Genomic DNA, 16,629 nt, shown 5'->3' with positions numbered 1-16,629 from the left:
AGTAGAGCCATGAATGTGCCGTTATTTTCTGGAAACGTCTGGAAGGTTTGTGCACAACCGACGGTAGTGTGCCGGAGAAATACGGTACGCCCGCTGGAACCAGCGACCAAGATGGCTTTGATCGGCAAAACCTACTGCCGTCGCCACATCAACAGGCAGTTCCCCATACGCCAGCATCTGTCGGGCCTTTGCCAGGCGCAGCTGGATAAGCCAGGCGTGCGGCGCAAGGTGAAATTCGCGCTTAAAGCAGCGGGTGAGCGTAAAGCGATCCGTCCCCGTCTCCCGCGCAAGGTCTGACAGCCCCACGTTCTCGCCGATATGCGCATAGAGATAGTCGCGGGCACGATGCGCCACAGCGGAGCTTTGTAACTGCGACGGGAGTTTCTTCCGCCAGTGGCAGTGGGCTGTAATCTTAGTGAGCAGGTTATCCATTGTGCTCTGTTGTACGATCTTCATCTCATCGTTATGCAGCGAGGCAAATGTATCACCGATAGCGCGCACCAGCTGAGGCTCTCGCGTTAGCGTTTGGGCAAAGTGGAGGGTGTAACTCCCGGGTGTAGAGTCATACAGCCCTTGAAGCGTACGGGTGAGCCAGTGTTCATCCAGATAAAAGGTCAGATAAGTAAAGCCACCCTCTACCGGTGCATCACCGTCATGAATTTCACCAGGCTCAAGTAAAAAAGCATCGCCCGGCTGGCTACGGTGGCGTTCACGGCGACAGTGGAACTGCTGGGTACCGGAAAGGGTTATTCCGACCAGATAGCTATCATGCCAGTGGGGATCAAAGGCGTGTCCTTCGAAATGCGCCTTAATTGTCTCAATACCTGTTTCTGCATGCTGACGCAGCTCAAGCCAGTCGTTTGCCATACTGCCCTCCTCTTACCGTCAGCATTGTCACATCTTGCCTGAACTGTCTGGAAGATTTGTGCATTTTCAGCGCACAAACGGACAGATTGCCGCAAACTTAAGCAGTTGAACAGCTTTTCCCGAAATAATGTTGACGATCGCGCGCGATTGCGGTTTAATGCGCTCCGTTGCCCGGATAGCTCAGTCGGTAGAGCAGGGGATTGAAAATCCCCGTGTCCTTGGTTCGATTCCGAGTCCGGGCACCACTATTTAAAGAACCCAGCCTATGGCTGGGTTTTTGCTTTTCTGCGCTTATTAAAACCTTACCTTAAATTTATTCCTGTATCTCTTCCCGATGTGGTCGCGCAGCCAGCATTGCCCGGGGGCGCTGCGCTTACCGGGCCTACAAAACCCGCAGGCCAGATAAGGCGAAGCCGCCATCCGGCATGTTTTTCCGCGCACAAAGCAAAAAACCCCGCACCTTCCGGTACGGGGTTCTTCCTGATTGATGCCTGGCAGTTCCCTACTCTCACATGGGGAGACCCCACACTACCATCGGCGCTACGGCGTTTCACTTCTGAGTTCGGCATGGGGTCAGGTGGGACCACCGCGCTAAAGCCGCCAGGCAAATTCTGTTAATCTGTATCAGGCTGAAAATCGTGTCTGTCTCTCGTTCGCCGAAACAGCTTCGGCGTTGTAAGGTTAAGCCTCACGGTTCATTAGTATCGGTTAGCTCAACGCATCGCTGCGCTTACACACCCGACCTATCAACGTCGTAGTCTTCAACGTTCCTTCAGGAGACTCAAGGTCTCAGGGAGAACTCATCTCGGGGCAAGTTTCGTGCTTAGATGCTTTCAGCACTTATCTCTTCCGCATTTAGCTACCGGGCAGTGCCATTGGCATGACAACCCGAACACCAGTGATGCGTCCACTCCGGTCCTCTCGTACTAGGAGCAGCCCCCCTCAATTCTCCAGCGCCCACGGCAGATAGGGACCGAACTGTCTCACGACGTTCTAAACCCAGCTCGCGTACCACTTTAAATGGCGAACAGCCATACCCTTGGGACCTACTTCAGCCCCAGGATGTGATGAGCCGACATCGAGGTGCCAAACACCGCCGTCGATATGAACTCTTGGGCGGTATCAGCCTGTTATCCCCGGAGTACCTTTTATCCGTTGAGCGATGGCCCTTCCATTCAGAACCACCGGATCACTATGACCTGCTTTCGCACCTGCTCGCGCCGTCACGCTCGCAGTCAAGCTGGCTTATGCCATTGCACTAACCTCCTGATGTCCGACCAGGATTAGCCAACCTTCGTGCTCCTCCGTTACTCTTTGGGAGGAGACCGCCCCAGTCAAACTACCCACCAGACACTGTCCGCAACCCGGATTACGGGTCTACGTTAGAACACCAGCCATTAAAGGGTGGTATTTCAAGGTTGGCTCCACGCAGACTGGCGTCCACGCTTCAAAGCCTCCCACCTATCCTACACATCAAGGACCAGTGTTCAGTGTCAAGCTATAGTAAAGGTTCACGGGGTCTTTCCGTCTTGCCGCGGGTACACTGCATCTTCACAGCGAGTTCAATTTCACTGAGTCTCGGGTGGAGACAGCCTGGCCATCATTACGCCATTCGTGCAGGTCGGAACTTACCCGACAAGGAATTTCGCTACCTTAGGACCGTTATAGTTACGGCCGCCGTTTACCGGGGCTTCGATCAAGAGCTTCGCGTTGCCGCTAACCCCATCAATTAACCTTCCGGCACCGGGCAGGCGTCACACCGTATACGTCCACTTTCGTGTTTGCACAGTGCTGTGTTTTTAATAAACAGTTGCAGCCAGCTGGTATCTTCGACTGATTTCAGCTCCGTCCGCAGGGACCTCACCTACATATCAGCGTGCCTTCTCCCGAAGTTACGGCACCATTTTGCCTAGTTCCTTCACCCGAGTTCTCTCAAGCGCCTTGGTATTCTCTACCTGACCACCTGTGTCGGTTTGGGGTACGATTTCGTGTTACCTGATGCTTAGAGGCTTTTCCTGGAAGCAGGGCATTTATCACTTCAGCACCGTAGTGCCTCGTCATCACACCTCAGCGTTAACAAGGTACCGGATTTACCTGGAACCTCCGCCTACATGCTTAAACCGGGACAACCGTCGCCCGGCTGACATAGCCTTCTCCGTCCCCCCTTCGCAGTAACACCAAGTACAGGAATATTAACCTGTTTCCCATCGACTACGCCTTTCGGCCTCGCCTTAGGGGTCGACTCACCCTGCCCCGATTAACGTTGGACAGGAACCCTTGGTCTTCCGGCGAGCGGGCTTTTCACCCGCTTTATCGTTACTTATGTCAGCATTCGCACTTCTGATACCTCCAGCACCCCTCACAGGACACCTTCAACGGCTTACAGAACGCTCCCCTACCCAACAACGCATAAGCGTCGCTGCCGCAGCTTCGGTGCATGGTTTAGCCCCGTTACATCTTCCGCGCAGGCCGACTCGACCAGTGAGCTATTACGCTTTCTTTAAATGATGGCTGCTTCTAAGCCAACATCCTGGCTGTCTGTGCCTTCCCACATCGTTTCCCACTTAACCATGACTTTGGGACCTTAGCTGGCGGTCTGGGTTGTTTCCCTCTTCACGACGGACGTTAGCACCCGCCGTGTGTCTCCCGTGATAACATTCTTCGGTATTCGTAGTTTGCATCGGGTTGGTAAGCCGGGATGGCCCCCTAGCCGAAACAGTGCTCTACCCCCGAAGATGAGTTCACGAGGCGCTACCTAAATAGCTTTCGGGGAGAACCAGCTATCTCCCGGTTTGATTGGCCTTTCACCCCCAGCCACAGGTCATCCGCTAATTTTTCAACATTAGTCGGTTCGGTCCTCCAGTTAGTGTTACCCAACCTTCAACCTGCCCATGGCTAGATCACCGGGTTTCGGGTCTATACCCTGCAACTTAACGCCCAGTTAAGACTCGGTTTCCCTTCGGCTCCCCTATACGGTTAACCTTGCTACAGAATATAAGTCGCTGACCCATTATACAAAAGGTACGCAGTCACCCCATAAAGAGGCTCCCACTGCTTGTACGTACACGGTTTCAGGTTCTTTTTCACTCCCCTCGCCGGGGTTCTTTTCGCCTTTCCCTCACGGTACTGGTTCACTATCGGTCAGTCAGGAGTATTTAGCCTTGGAGGATGGTCCCCCCATATTCAGACAGGATACCACGTGTCCCGCCCTACTCTTCGAGTTCACAGCAAGTGTGCTTTCGTGTACGGGACTATCACCCTGTACCGTCGGACTTTCCAGACCGTTCCACTAACACACAAGCTGATTCAGACTCCGGGCTGCTCCCCGTTCGCTCGCCGCTACTGGGGGAATCTCGGTTGATTTCTTTTCCTCGGGGTACTTAGATGTTTCAGTTCCCCCGGTTCGCCTCGTTAACCTATGTATTCAGTTAACGATAGTGCAACGGATTGCACTGGGTTTCCCCATTCGGACATCGCCGGGTCAAAGGTTCATATCACCTCGCCGGCGCTTTTCGCAGATTAGCACGTCCTTCATCGCCTCTGACTGCCAGGGCATCCACCGTGTACGCTTAGTCGCTTAACCTCACAACCCGAAGATGTTTCACTTCATGATTGCGAAAATTTGAGAGACTCGAACACACCATTAAAGATGTGTCGTTTCAATTTTCAGCTTGATCCAGATTTTTAAAGAGCAAATATCTCAAACATGACTCGCAAGTCAGTTTTGAGATATGACGGCAGGTGACTTTCACTCACGAACCAGCAAGTGGCGTCCCCTAGGGGATTCGAACCCCTGTTACCGCCGTGAAAGGGCGGTGTCCTGGGCCTCTAGACGAAGGGGACGTACAGTCTCAATCGCAAGACGCCTTGCTATTTACTTTTCATCAGACAATCTGTGTGGACACTACAAAGGCAGGTTCTTTAAGGTAAGGAGGTGATCCAACCGCAGGTTCCCCTACGGTTACCTTGTTACGACTTCACCCCAGTCATGAATCACAAAGTGGTAAGCGCCCTCCCGAAGGTTAAGCTACCTACTTCTTTTGCAACCCACTCCCATGGTGTGACGGGCGGTGTGTACAAGGCCCGGGAACGTATTCACCGTGGCATTCTGATCCACGATTACTAGCGATTCCGACTTCATGGAGTCGAGTTGCAGACTCCAATCCGGACTACGACGCACTTTATGAGGTCCGCTTGCTCTCGCGAGGTCGCTTCTCTTTGTATGCGCCATTGTAGCACGTGTGTAGCCCTACTCGTAAGGGCCATGATGACTTGACGTCATCCCCACCTTCCTCCAGTTTATCACTGGCAGTCTCCTTTGAGTTCCCGGCCTAACCGCTGGCAACAAAGGATAAGGGTTGCGCTCGTTGCGGGACTTAACCCAACATTTCACAACACGAGCTGACGACAGCCATGCAGCACCTGTCTCAGAGTTCCCGAAGGCACCAAAGCATCTCTGCTAAGTTCTCTGGATGTCAAGAGTAGGTAAGGTTCTTCGCGTTGCATCGAATTAAACCACATGCTCCACCGCTTGTGCGGGCCCCCGTCAATTCATTTGAGTTTTAACCTTGCGGCCGTACTCCCCAGGCGGTCGACTTAACGCGTTAGCTCCGGAAGCCACGCCTCAAGGGCACAACCTCCAAGTCGACATCGTTTACGGCGTGGACTACCAGGGTATCTAATCCTGTTTGCTCCCCACGCTTTCGCACCTGAGCGTCAGTCTTTGTCCAGGGGGCCGCCTTCGCCACCGGTATTCCTCCAGATCTCTACGCATTTCACCGCTACACCTGGAATTCTACCCCCCTCTACAAGACTCTAGCCTGCCAGTTTCGAATGCAGTTCCCAGGTTGAGCCCGGGGATTTCACATCCGACTTGACAGACCGCCTGCGTGCGCTTTACGCCCAGTAATTCCGATTAACGCTTGCACCCTCCGTATTACCGCGGCTGCTGGCACGGAGTTAGCCGGTGCTTCTTCTGCGGGTAACGTCAATCGACAGGGTTATTAACCCTGTCGCCTTCCTCCCCGCTGAAAGTACTTTACAACCCGAAGGCCTTCTTCATACACGCGGCATGGCTGCATCAGGCTTGCGCCCATTGTGCAATATTCCCCACTGCTGCCTCCCGTAGGAGTCTGGACCGTGTCTCAGTTCCAGTGTGGCTGGTCATCCTCTCAGACCAGCTAGGGATCGTCGCCTAGGTGAGCCGTTACCCCACCTACTAGCTAATCCCATCTGGGCACATCCGATGGCAAGAGGCCCGAAGGTCCCCCTCTTTGGTCTTGCGACGTTATGCGGTATTAGCTACCGTTTCCAGTAGTTATCCCCCTCCATCAGGCAGTTTCCCAGACATTACTCACCCGTCCGCCACTCGTCAGCGAAGCAGCAAGCTGCTTCCTGTTACCGTTCGACTTGCATGTGTTAGGCCTGCCGCCAGCGTTCAATCTGAGCCATGATCAAACTCTTCAATTTAAAAGTTTGATGCTCAATGAATTAAACTTCGTAATGAATTACGTGTTCACTCGTTGAGACTTGGTATTCATTTAGTGTCCGAAGACATTAAGAATCCATGTCACTTTGAGTGCCCACACAGATTGTCTGATAAATTGTTAAAGAGCAGTTGCGACGCGCTTCAGCGCTCTGTCGCGAGGTGGCGTATATTACGCTTTCCTCTTTCAGAGTCAACCCGTTATTTCAGGATTTTTTCTCTTCAACCGACCGGGTTGTCTGTGAAGTGATTCACATCTGCCGTGTCGATGGAGGCGCATTATAGGGAGTTCCCGAGCGACCGCAACAGAAAAGTTGCAAAAAAATGACTGACTGCTGTATTCCCCAGCAAAACCCCGCCTTATACCCTTTTACGCACAGAGTTATCCACAATCCATTGACGATCCCGGTGCGATCCCACTAATTGAACACTATACTAGCGGCAAATATTCCTCTCGCAGACCAACCTGATGACGACACAACGACTTCAACGTGACTGGCGTATCCCAACCGCCGGGCTCGCCGTGCTGGTGTTACTTATGGCAGGTTTCGCACTGCATACGCACTGGAATGCATTTATTCAGTGGTGCCTCGCCGCTCAGATCACCCTGCACCGTTATCTGGTGATGTATTTGCTGCAACTTAATAATCATCAGTACAGCGGTGGGCTGTGGTTGTTAACCGGTGCGTTTCTTTATGGTGTACTCCATGCCGTTGGACCAGGACACGGCAAATTTATCGTCGCCACGTATCTCAGCACCAATAAAGAGAGCCAGCTCGCGGCGCGCGTCGTACCGTTTATCGGTAGCCTGATGCAGGGCGTCAGCGCGATCCTCTTTGTCTTTATCCTGGCGGTTGGATTGAACCTCGCGGCAGGGGATATCAGTACCAGCCGTTGGTACGTCGAGAAAATCAGCGCCTTACTGATTGCCGCCTTCGGTGCGTTTATCATTTATCAGGCGCTCAGCAGCCTGCGTCCGCGCAAAATGGCGATTAGCGCCATCAAGCCGCATCATCATAATGAACACTGTGGCTGCGGCCATCACGGCGTAGGGGTGGATCTGGCTAAAAGCGACTGGAAAACCCGTCTGGGCGTGGTGCTGGCCATTGGCGCACGCCCGTGCAGCGGAGCAATTATGATCCTGATGTTCTCGAATGCGCTCGGCATTATTAGCTGGGGAATTGCTGCTGTGATGACAATGTCGCTGGGCACGGCGCTGTCGATTATGGGGCTGTCGCTGGCAGTACGTTACGCGCGTGAACGCACAGTAGCCTGGTTTAGTGGCGGCACTTCCCTGAACTGGGTAATGCCGATGGTCAAAATAGCCGGAGGAGTTGTTCTGATACTGTTCGCAACTATCCTCTTCCTGACGGTGATCCCCGTCAGCGTCAGCGGCGACTATATCGCCGCAGGATGCTAATAAAAGAAAACCCGCCAGCGGCGGGTTTTTTATCACTCGTTAATTCGCGGATGCTGGTCAACCAGGCGAGAACGTTTTTTCTGAAGCTCTTCAATCTCTGCGTCAATATCTTCAATCTTCTGCTCTACGTTATCGTAGTGCTCGCGCAGGATCTCCTTCGCTTCCTGAATATCGGACGCCGCAGGCGTTGCCCCTTTCAGTGGACGGTTCGCCGTCTCCTTCATAGTAATACCGGTAATCAGGCCAATCACCGCAATAACCATCAAATAGTAAGCAGGCATCATCAGGTTCTGCGTGCTCTCCACCAGTGAAGCAGCAAGCGTCGGCGTCAGGCCCGCAATCAGAACGGAGATATTAAAGGCTGCCGCCAGCGCACTGTAGCGAATATGCGTCGGGAACATTGCCGGTAGCGTAGAAGCCATCACCCCGATAAAGCAGTTGAGGATCACCGCCAGCATCAGCAGACCGGCGAAAATCAGCCCCAGCACATTGCTGTTAATCAGAATAAAGGCCGGGATTGCCAGCGCGAACAGTGCGACGCTACCGAGAATAATGAATGGCTTACGGCCAAAGCGATCGCTCAGCAGGCCCATAATCGGCTGCACAAACAGCATGCCTACCATGATGGCGATAATAATCAGCACACCGTGGTCTTCCGAGTAGTGCAGGTTATGCGACAGATAGCTCGGCATGTATGTCAGCAGCATGTAATAGGTCACGTTGGTGGAAATCACCAGACCGATACAGGTCAGCAGGCTGCGCCAGTGTTTGGTCGCAATCTCCTTGAACGACACTTTCGGGCCATCCTGCAACCCTTCACGGTCGCCCTGTTCCAGCTTTTCAACGTGCTGCTGGAACGCAGGCGTCTCTTCCAGGGCGTGACGCAGGTAAAGACCGATGATGCCAAGCGGCAGCGCCAGGAAGAACGGAATACGCCAGCCCCAGTCGAGGAAGTTCTCTTCACCCACTACGGTTGAAATCAGAACCACAACTCCCGCGCCCATGACAAACCCGGCAATCGAACCAAAGTCGAGCCAGCTGCCCATAAAGCCGCGTTTTCGATCCGGAGAATACTCAGCGACAAAAATCGATGCACCGGTATATTCGCCGCCAACGGAGAAGCCCTGCGCCATCTTACAGATCAACAGCAGGATCGGTGCCCATATACCAATGGTCGCATAGGACGGAATAAGGCCGATACAGAATGTACTTATCGACATGATGACAATAGTAATAGCCAGGATCTTCTGGCGACCATATTTATCACCCAGCATGCCGAAGAACAGGCCACCGAGAGGGCGAATAAGGAAGGGAACAGAGAACGTACCCAGCGCGGCAATCATCTGCAAGCTGGGATCGGCACCGGGGAAGAACACTTTACCAAGCGCATAGGCAACAAAGCCGTAGACACCAAAATCGAACCACTCCATCGCATTACCGAGCGAGGCCGCCGTAATCGCTTTGCGCAGTTTCGCATCATCAATAATGGTGACATCGCGCAGCGTGATGGGTTTTACTTTTTTCCTTCTAAGCATAGCTTTCCTCGTAGACTCAGCCCCGTCCGTTTCACAGCGCATTTGCAAGCTGTGAACCAGAGATCCGCTCCATGCGAATCTCCTTATTCAAGCGTAGCAGGTTTACTTACATTGACGTTTTACCTCAATACAACCGAACCTGTTGACGCCTGTCTGGGCAGTTAAAGACCTTTTTACCCTACCAGCGTTTATATATGTGATCAACTTCACATATATTTTTCCGGTTCGTAAGTTGGCTTCAGGTTTTGTCAATTCACGATAAATAAGGTCATTCTCACCCCCTTTATCAAGCACATCTTAACACCCGTTATTATTCCTCTTAAAACAAAAAACAATCACATTTCTTCACATCGAATTTACACAAAATTTAATTATTAACAGCGGGCATTCCTGTTTACATTCAATATGTGACGCAGATAACTAAAACAGTGTTTTATTTTCATTGAATCGCAATTCCAAAGATCGCATGATAAACCCGAACACAATATCCCAGCGGCTTTCAAATGAAGGAATGCTAAGCACCTGAATTTCGCTTTACAGCATAAGTAACGAATCGATTGGTCTTCAAAAAAGGCAATCATTTGAATTTGTTGATCTATTTTTTGAGATTTCCGCCAGCCACGCGGGCGAGATGTGAGGGTTAATGATGAAGATTAAAGCAACAATAGAACGCATCCCGGGCGGGATGATGCTGGTCCCGCTGGTACTTGGCGCGATATTAAATACGCTGGCCCCGAATACCGGTGCTTATTTTGGCGGTTTTACAAAAGGTATGATCACCGGAACGGTGCCGATTCTGGCAGTCTGGTTCTTTTGCATCGGCGCATCTATTAATTTACGTGCAACTGGTACGGTATTACGTAAATCAGGGACGCTGGTCATTACTAAAATTGCGGTCGCCTGGGTCGTTGCCATGATCTGCGCGATGTTCATTCCGGAGAATGGCATACAGACCGGATTCTTCGCCGGATTATCCGTTCTGGCCATTGTTTCAGCAATGGATATGACCAACGGCGGTCTCTATGCCAGCCTGATGAATCAATATGGCACCAAAGAAGAATCAGGCGCGTTCGTGCTGATGTCCCTGGAGTCGGGTCCGCTAATGACCATGCTGATTCTGGGTTCCGCCGGCCTTGCCTCCTTTGAACCCCACCATTTTGTCGGGGCGATCCTGCCGTTCCTGATTGGTTTTGCGCTAGGCAACCTCGATCACGATCTGCGCGATTTCTTCAGCAAAGCCACCCCGGTACTGATCCCGTTCTTCGGCTTCGCGTTGGGCAATACCATCAATCTGAACGTGATTCTGGAAACCGGCCTGCTGGGTATTGTGCTGGGTGTTGCCGTCATCGTCATCACGGGTATCCCGCTAATTATTGCAGACCGCGTCATTGGGGGCGGTAACGGAACCGCAGGTGTGGCCGCCTCGTCGGCCGCAGGCGCTGCGGTAGCTAACCCGGTGATTATCGCCCAGATTAACCCGGCCTTTGAACCGGTGGCGGCTTCCGCCACGGCCCTGGTTGCCGCCAGCGTGATTGTGACGGCGATTCTGGTCCCGATCATCACGGCGCTGTACGCCAGACGTTTTGGACAGGTTCCGGAGACCCAGGCAGAGCCGAAAGCGGTAGAAATGCACCACTAAGCCGTTCGCCCCCTCCTTAAAAAGAGGGGGCAATCACGCACTAAATATCTCTTCCACCATGCCATCCACCAGCCGTTTTGCCGAACAGAGTCTCGGCATACCCAGCGCGACCGTTTGCCAGCTCTGCGTCACTGACCAGCTCACCGGATGTTTATCCGCCTGACACCAGTCCCCCAGCCAGCCAAGCATATCTTTATAATCCATCAGACCAGGAGAAGCGGGCGTCGTCAGCCACTGATGGTAAAAATGCCGGGTGGTGGGAGAAGCATTAATCCCCTGTGCCAGATAGTTTGCGGCCATGCTGCGCAGGTTATCTTTCAGCATGGCCGCCACATCACTATTCGCCAGACGACAGGCATCGCCAAACGCGCCCCAGCGCAACTCTTCCAGCACGATAAAGCAGCGGCCAGCCAGCGACCAGCCGTCATACTGCCCGGCTCGCCAGCGGGTAAAAATTTGCTCGCTGTGCTCACCCGCCTGAACCGTAAGGCCGCGCTGCGCGAGCGCTTTCTCTTTATAGGCGGCACGCTGGTTGAAATGTGCGGAGAGCGCCTCGTACTGTTGCAACAATCCGGAAGGTTGAGGGAGGCGTGGATTAACCTGCTGGCGCAGGGCTACCAGCCTGTCGGACATGCGGGTCAGCGCCAGGTGTCCGGGGTCGAGCATACCGGCCAGTTTCTCCGCCAGACCCAGCCGCAGTGCTGCATTTTCGTTGAGCATTCCCGCCATTGCCCATGGCCGCAACCGGGTCTGCGTAACGATCTCCTGCGTCAAACGCTCACGAAATTGCAGTTGCTGTGGCCCCAGGAGGGTGTGACGAGCAGCATCCGCCCCCTGGACCAAATCGACCATAAATTTTGGATGAATACACTCCAGCGTCCGCCCGGGACCGTCCAGTAGCTGTGTTGTCATGGTTGCTCTGCCGCGAATAAGGTTTGAATATCATCGCGTAACAGTCGGGTATCTTCCTGAATCCACGCCGCTGTGGTCATACTTTGCTTCAACAACTGGCTAAGCGCCCGGGTTGAATGCTCATTCTGCTGCCGCACGGCAAGGCTATCACGCAAGCTTTCCTGTAACCCGGTCAGGCACAACGAAAACTCTGCAAAAAACGTTGCCATACCTGCCGTAACAGAGACATCGACCTGCGCGGCCAAAGCTTTACGTATTTGATCGCAAAACTGATCGGTATGCTGCGTAAATTTGCCATGAAGCTGAGCGATATCGATGACATATCGGGTGCGCGTCTCCACATACGCTTCCCAGCCCCAGCCGGGATGATTGAGCCAGCGCGAGACGGTATTACGTACGCTGCCCGCCCCTGCAGGCTGACTGGCGGGAGGGGTGTCCTGCACAATGGCATCATTAAATAAGCCGCGCGTATTGAAGTTAAGCTGGTTTGCCTGAAACGCCGGAAAGCTAATCCGCGCCCGAAAGCCGGCATGACTGAGCTGTTCCTTAATTTGCATCTCGATGGGGCGCATCGCCTCATTCAACGATCGGGCGAGCGTAGACTCCAGCTGATCGAAGCGTAACGCCAGCTCCCGGCTAATTCTGCTCTGCGCATTCAGCAAAATCTGCTCGCATGACGATCGGATCTTGCTCAGGACAATCTGTGCCTGCCCTTCATCGTCAAGCACCAGCTGCTGGTTCTCATCCGTGTCGTCTGTACGCATGCTGGATGGCTCGCGCCCGGCTAAATCAAGAATTAACGGGCGGCTAAACATGTCGTCCAGCGCCTGGTGAAGTTCACCTTTCTGACTAAGCAGAAATGCATCCGCTGCGTTGAGCGCCTCTTCAACTTCATGCTGGACCTCATCGCTCACTACGCTCTGCCGCTGACGCAGCATCGCCATGTCCTCTTCCAGGCGCTTAATATTCCGCTCCAGCTCATCAAAGGCGACCGTCAGTCCCTGATGGCGAAAATCCAGGTATTCTCTGGCATTTTGCGCATAGTTCAGCAGCTTATGCGATGCCGACCGCAGGGCGAACAGCGAGGCGTTGGCGTAAGCCGCGTAAATCAGCTTGCGGATGGGCTGTTCGAACAGCGAATCCTCCCACAGCAGATCCGCCGCATGGCGAATATGGTCACTATCGTCGAGATCGGCCGTACGCCAGCGGCGGCCCAGCGCGGCCTCGGCAAAATCCTGCACCCAACGCTGATCCTGATGATCGGGAAGCCGCCCATGGGTGTTCATCTCATAGCGGGCGCGGTTTGCCAGGTAGGCCCACATGGAAGAGACCGGATAAATTTGTCCCGGAGAAATATTCCCTTTCATCAGCGTGCCGGAAATCATCGCCCGTATCTGCTCTTCATCGTCGCTGTTACGATCTTTCTGATCGAATTTGTTGACCAGGGCGTAAAGCGGCACGGATTTCCCCGCCGCCGAAATTGCCTGACGAACCTCGGCGTCGGAAATGGATTTAAGCTGGGTATAGTCCATCACCGCCAGCACGGCGGAGGCGCGCGCCAGCTGCTCGCTGAGCATTTTTTGCAGGTGCGGCTGACCGGCCTCGTTCGGCCCCGGCGTGTCGAGCAGCGTCAGTTGCCCCAGGTGCGCATCCAGACCGGCGAGGTGCACAAATTCCACCTCAATCACCGGAATATGTTCAATCGCGGCGTACTCAGAAAAAGGAAACTCCACGCCCAGCGCCTGAGAAAGCCGCACCAGATCGTTCAGGCTTTTCAGACAATGAAAGATGGGCTCCGCGCCCAGGTGATGTTTTCCGAACGCCTCACCTCTTTCGATGCGCTCCAGCAGCGTATTCATGTCCTTGTCGATTTCCAGACGCCGCGCCAGCTTGCCGCGATCTTTATCGCACAATTTCGTCTGCAACTGGGAAATCAGGGTATCAATGGGCGCAACGTGCAAAAAATGCAGCACCGGCTCCTTCTGGCCCGGCGTATGGCGGATCAGCGTGGGCAGCGCCGTCATCGGACGATTGCGGTTCGGCAGCACTTCCGTGCCCACAATCGCATTAATGGTGGTCGATTTTCCCGCTTTCATGGTACCCACAATCGCCAGCACCATTTCGAGGCGGGTTATTTTGCGTAATTCGTTATTCAGCAACGCCTGCTGAGCGTCGACACCCCGCGCGCTAAAATGTAATGGCAAAACGTTGTTATTAACGCCGCTCATGGCAGCGGCTGTGCTATCCAGCTTTGCAATCGGCATTGATTTTAATGAATCAAGATTGTTCAGAGCCAGCTGTAACAAACGTTCGGCTTCCTGGCTTAATTCAAATATGGTCTGTGTGTGCATGATAAAAGCCTTCCCTTAACGCAAATTTATTACTTTTATTAAGCCACGTTTTTTTAATTATACTGTTCAGGCTTATATGATCACGTATGGAAAACATGTTCATTTAATACAAGTAACTGAAGATAATGAGAATTTAAATCTCACCCTTCTAATACGTGTAAAACATCCCTCTGGTCAGAAGACCAAAAGTAAATAGACAAAACGCATTTTCAGGAAACATCAGGAGATATCATCGTTATTTACCCACCAAAAAAGAGAGGTATTCCCTGACACCAAAAGATGTATAGCATCAGAAAGGATAGATAAATAACGGCTTGTTCCTTCACCTTATCCGAAATGGCACAGCGTAGCAATTTGCTGTAATAAAATATTCGATATATTTATCATCATAACGATCACTGCTGTGCAGGGCATAAGCTTCCCTTAATTCACTGACAGTTCGTGTCATCTTTTACGCATTTTTGCGCTATTTTTCTAAAACAATATCACCGACAAAAGTGGGGATTTGCGTTATACTCGCTGCCTTTTTCGGCACACTGCCGTCATTTAGCTGGCGTTTTCCAGCGTGTTAACACTTTTGAGGATACCAACATGCAACTTCCACACTGCCCGAAATGCAATTCTGAATACACCTATGAAGACAATGGCATGTTCGTTTGCCCGGAATGCGCCCATGAATGGAACGATGCGGAGCCTGCGCAGGACAGCGATACGCTGATTGTGAAAGACGCGAACGGCAACCTGCTGTCAGACGGCGACAGCGTTACCGTTGTGAAAGATCTGAAGGTAAAAGGCAGTTCTTCCATGCTGAAGATTGGTACCAAAGTGAAAAACATCCGTCTTGTTGAAGGCGATCATAATATCGATTGCAAAATTGACGGCTTCGGTCCGATGAAACTGAAATCTGAGTTCGTGAAAAAGAACTGATTGACCCGCCCGGTGACGCTTCGCTTACCGGGCGTCCGGGAACTACACTTAACGGGCTTTTCTTACGTGAGGTAAAGATTATGCCGTTAAGTCCCTACATCTCTTTCGCTGGCAACTGTGCGGAGGCCACCGCCTTCTATCAGCAGGCCGTCGGCGCAGAACTCCTCTACAAAATCACCTTCGGCGAAATGCCTAAAGACGAAAACAGCGAAGAAGGCTGTCCGTCCGGCATGAACTTCCCGGATACCGCCATCGCCCACTCTAACGTCCGCATCGCGGGCAGCGACATTATGATGAGCGACGGGATACCGCCTGGCAGCAGCGCGCAATACGCGGGTTTCACACTGGTGCTCGACACCCAGGATGTGTCGGAAGGCAAGCGCTGGTTCGACAACCTCGCCGATGGCGGCAATATTGAAATGGCCTGGCAGGAGACCTTCTGGGCGCACGGATTTGGCACTGTGACCGACAAATACGGCGTGCCGTGGATGATTAACGTCGTTAAATCGTAGGCTGGATAAGCGCAGCGCATCCGGCAATAGCGTCCGGTGGCGCTGCGCTGACCGGGCCTACGGTGATTGTCATCAAATCCCCCTCAACTCTTCAAACTCCCGCAACCAACACTTAACCTGAATGTCATATTGATGCGCCAGCATGAGGCCACATTTATCGTGAGGCCCAGCACATGCAAACTGTCATTCGCGTCGAGAAACTGAGCAAAACCTTCCATCACAACAAGGCGCTGCATGCCGTTGATCTGACCGTCCAGCAGGGCGAAATGGTGGCGCTGCTGGGGCCATCCGGTTCAGGAAAATCCACCCTTCTTCGTCACTTAAGCGGCCTCATTACCTGTGACAAAACGCCGGAAAGCCGCGTCGAGCTGCTGGGTAACACCGTGCAACATGCGGGGCGTCTGGCAAGCGATATTCGCAAAAGCCGCGCGCAGACGGGCTATATCTTTCAGCAGTTCAACCTGGTGAACCGCCTGACGGTGCTCGAGAACGTGCTGATTGGCGCGCTCGGCAGCACCCCGTTCTGGCGCACCTGCCTGCGCTGGTTCTCCCCTTCCCAGAAACAAGAAGCCTTACAGGCGCTGACCCGCGTCGGCATGGCGCATTTTGCCCACCAGCGCGTCTCAACGCTCTCCGGCGGACAGCAGCAGCGCGTCGCCATCGCCCGCGCTCTGATGCAGAAAGCCAAAATCATTCTGGCCGATGAGCCTATCGCCTCGCTGGATCCGGAATCGGCCCGCATCGTGATGGAAACCCTGCGCGACATCAACCAGAACGACGGCATCACCGTGGTGGTGACGCTGCATCAGGTGGATTACGCCCTGCGCTACTGCGAGCGCATCGTCGCCCTGCGTCAGGGCCACGTGTTCTTCGATGGCGCCAGCCATCAGTTTGATAACGAACGTTTTGATCATCTCTACCGCAGCGTAAACCGCGTCGAAGAACGCGCGCAGGCTGCTTAACGCCCCGATAACGAGGAAT

At 53.2% G+C, this 16,629-nt stretch carries 9 protein-coding genes, 2 tRNA genes and 3 rRNA genes; 6 read left to right on the top strand and 8 right to left on the bottom strand.

Features of this window, described 5'->3' with window-relative positions; all coding sequences use genetic code 11:
* Window positions 1-21: 21 nt before the first annotated feature.
* On the bottom strand, window positions 22-867 hold the full coding sequence (locus tag ACQG0S_RS01910; RefSeq protein WP_023299117.1) for an AraC family transcriptional regulator: 846 nt from the start codon (window positions 865-867) through the stop codon (window positions 22-24).
* Window positions 868-1,036: 169 nt separating this feature from the next.
* On the opposite strand from ACQG0S_RS01910, the gene ACQG0S_RS01905 reads away from it, so the two are divergent.
* Window positions 1,037-1,112: transfer RNA gene (locus tag ACQG0S_RS01905), tRNA-Phe, on the top strand.
* Between the two features lie 244 nt (window positions 1,113-1,356).
* On the opposite strand, the gene rrf is transcribed toward ACQG0S_RS01905, so the two are convergent.
* From rrf to ACQG0S_RS01885, 4 genes are all read right to left on the bottom strand, one after another.
* A 5S ribosomal RNA gene (gene rrf / locus ACQG0S_RS01900) occupies window positions 1,357-1,472 on the bottom strand.
* A gap of 72 nt (window positions 1,473-1,544) precedes the next feature.
* Window positions 1,545-4,450, bottom strand: a 23S ribosomal RNA gene (locus ACQG0S_RS01895).
* Window positions 4,451-4,634: 184 nt separating this feature from the next.
* A tRNA-Glu gene (locus ACQG0S_RS01890) sits at window positions 4,635-4,710 on the bottom strand.
* Window positions 4,711-4,794: 84 nt separating this feature from the next.
* Window positions 4,795-6,336 (bottom strand): 16S ribosomal RNA (locus tag ACQG0S_RS01885).
* Together the 16S, 23S and 5S rRNA genes with 1 tRNA gene alongside form the textbook arrangement of a ribosomal RNA operon.
* A 485-nt stretch (window positions 6,337-6,821) precedes the next feature.
* On the opposite strand from ACQG0S_RS01885, the gene ACQG0S_RS01880 reads away from it, so the two are divergent.
* Window positions 6,822-7,772: a nickel/cobalt transporter gene (locus ACQG0S_RS01880; protein ID WP_023305283.1), complete on the top strand. Its 951-nt coding sequence runs from the start codon at window positions 6,822-6,824 to the stop codon at window positions 7,770-7,772.
* A gap of 32 nt (window positions 7,773-7,804) precedes the next feature.
* Here ACQG0S_RS01880 and proP read toward each other — a convergent pair whose 3' ends face one another.
* Window positions 7,805-9,307, bottom strand: a complete 1,503-nt coding sequence (gene proP / locus ACQG0S_RS01875; RefSeq protein ID WP_022646793.1) for a glycine betaine/L-proline transporter ProP — start codon at window positions 9,305-9,307, stop codon at window positions 7,805-7,807.
* 646 nt (window positions 9,308-9,953) lie between these two features.
* On the opposite strand from proP, the gene kdgT reads away from it, so the two are divergent.
* Entirely contained in the window at window positions 9,954-10,946 is a 993-nt protein-coding gene (gene kdgT / locus ACQG0S_RS01870) for a 2-keto-3-deoxygluconate transporter (RefSeq protein ID WP_022646792.1), read from the top strand.
* Window positions 10,947-10,979: 33 nt separating this feature from the next.
* On the opposite strand, the gene ACQG0S_RS01865 is transcribed toward kdgT, so the two are convergent.
* Together ACQG0S_RS01865 and crfC are read right to left on the bottom strand one after the other, a co-directional pair.
* Window positions 10,980-11,858 carry a diguanylate cyclase regulator RdcB family protein gene (locus tag ACQG0S_RS01865; protein ID WP_048965912.1) on the bottom strand — a complete coding sequence of 293 codons (879 nt, stop codon included), beginning with the start codon at window positions 11,856-11,858 and terminating at the stop codon, window positions 10,980-10,982.
* A complete protein-coding gene (gene crfC / locus ACQG0S_RS01860; RefSeq protein WP_169440900.1) occupies window positions 11,855-14,209 on the bottom strand; it encodes a clamp-binding protein CrfC in 2,355 nt (784 codons plus the stop codon). Before crfC ends, ACQG0S_RS01865 begins: the two co-directional genes overlap by 4 nt.
* 591 nt (window positions 14,210-14,800) lie before the next feature.
* On the opposite strand from crfC, the gene ACQG0S_RS01855 reads away from it, so the two are divergent.
* The 3 genes from ACQG0S_RS01855 to phnC all read left to right on the top strand — a co-directional run bounded on the left by ACQG0S_RS01855 (window position 14,801) and on the right by phnC (window position 16,610).
* Complete coding sequence (locus ACQG0S_RS01855) at window positions 14,801-15,136, top strand: zinc ribbon domain-containing protein YjdM (RefSeq protein WP_022646789.1); 336 nt, start codon at window positions 14,801-14,803, stop codon at window positions 15,134-15,136.
* A gap of 80 nt (window positions 15,137-15,216) precedes the next feature.
* The gene (yjdN, locus tag ACQG0S_RS01850) at window positions 15,217-15,648 is read left to right on the top strand and encodes a VOC family metalloprotein YjdN (protein WP_022646788.1); all 432 of its coding nucleotides are present in this window, start codon (window positions 15,217-15,219) and stop codon (window positions 15,646-15,648) included.
* 173 nt (window positions 15,649-15,821) lie between these two features.
* Window positions 15,822-16,610 carry a phosphonate ABC transporter ATP-binding protein gene (gene phnC / locus ACQG0S_RS01845; RefSeq protein WP_003860210.1) on the top strand — a complete coding sequence of 263 codons (789 nt, stop codon included), beginning with the start codon at window positions 15,822-15,824 and terminating at the stop codon, window positions 16,608-16,610.
* The last annotated feature ends 19 nt before the right edge of the window (window positions 16,611-16,629 follow it).

It is taken from the genome of Enterobacter cloacae complex sp. 418I7 (assembly GCF_050030705.1).
In the GTDB taxonomy this organism is placed as follows: Bacteria; Pseudomonadota; Gammaproteobacteria; order Enterobacterales; family Enterobacteriaceae; genus Enterobacter; species Enterobacter intestinihominis.
Note: the sequence above shows the minus strand (reverse complement) of the source record. Positions and strands in the feature narration are given on the sequence as shown.

Coding starts and splice junctions, on each gene's coding strand:
- ACQG0S_RS01910 (WP_023299117.1), bottom strand. CDS start 867: ATGGCAAACGACTGGCTTGAGCTGCGTCAGCATGCAGAAACAGGTATT.
- ACQG0S_RS01880 (WP_023305283.1), top strand. CDS start 6,822: ATGACGACACAACGACTTCAACGTGACTGGCGTATCCCAACCGCCGGG.
- proP (WP_022646793.1), bottom strand. CDS start 9,307: ATGCTTAGAAGGAAAAAAGTAAAACCCATCACGCTGCGCGATGTCACC.
- kdgT (WP_022646792.1), top strand. CDS start 9,954: ATGAAGATTAAAGCAACAATAGAACGCATCCCGGGCGGGATGATGCTG.
- ACQG0S_RS01865 (WP_048965912.1), bottom strand. CDS start 11,858: ATGACAACACAGCTACTGGACGGTCCCGGGCGGACGCTGGAGTGTATT.
- crfC (WP_169440900.1), bottom strand. CDS start 14,209: ATGCACACACAGACCATATTTGAATTAAGCCAGGAAGCCGAACGTTTG.
- ACQG0S_RS01855 (WP_022646789.1), top strand. CDS start 14,801: ATGCAACTTCCACACTGCCCGAAATGCAATTCTGAATACACCTATGAA.
- yjdN (WP_022646788.1), top strand. CDS start 15,217: ATGCCGTTAAGTCCCTACATCTCTTTCGCTGGCAACTGTGCGGAGGCC.
- phnC (WP_003860210.1), top strand. CDS start 15,822: ATGCAAACTGTCATTCGCGTCGAGAAACTGAGCAAAACCTTCCATCAC.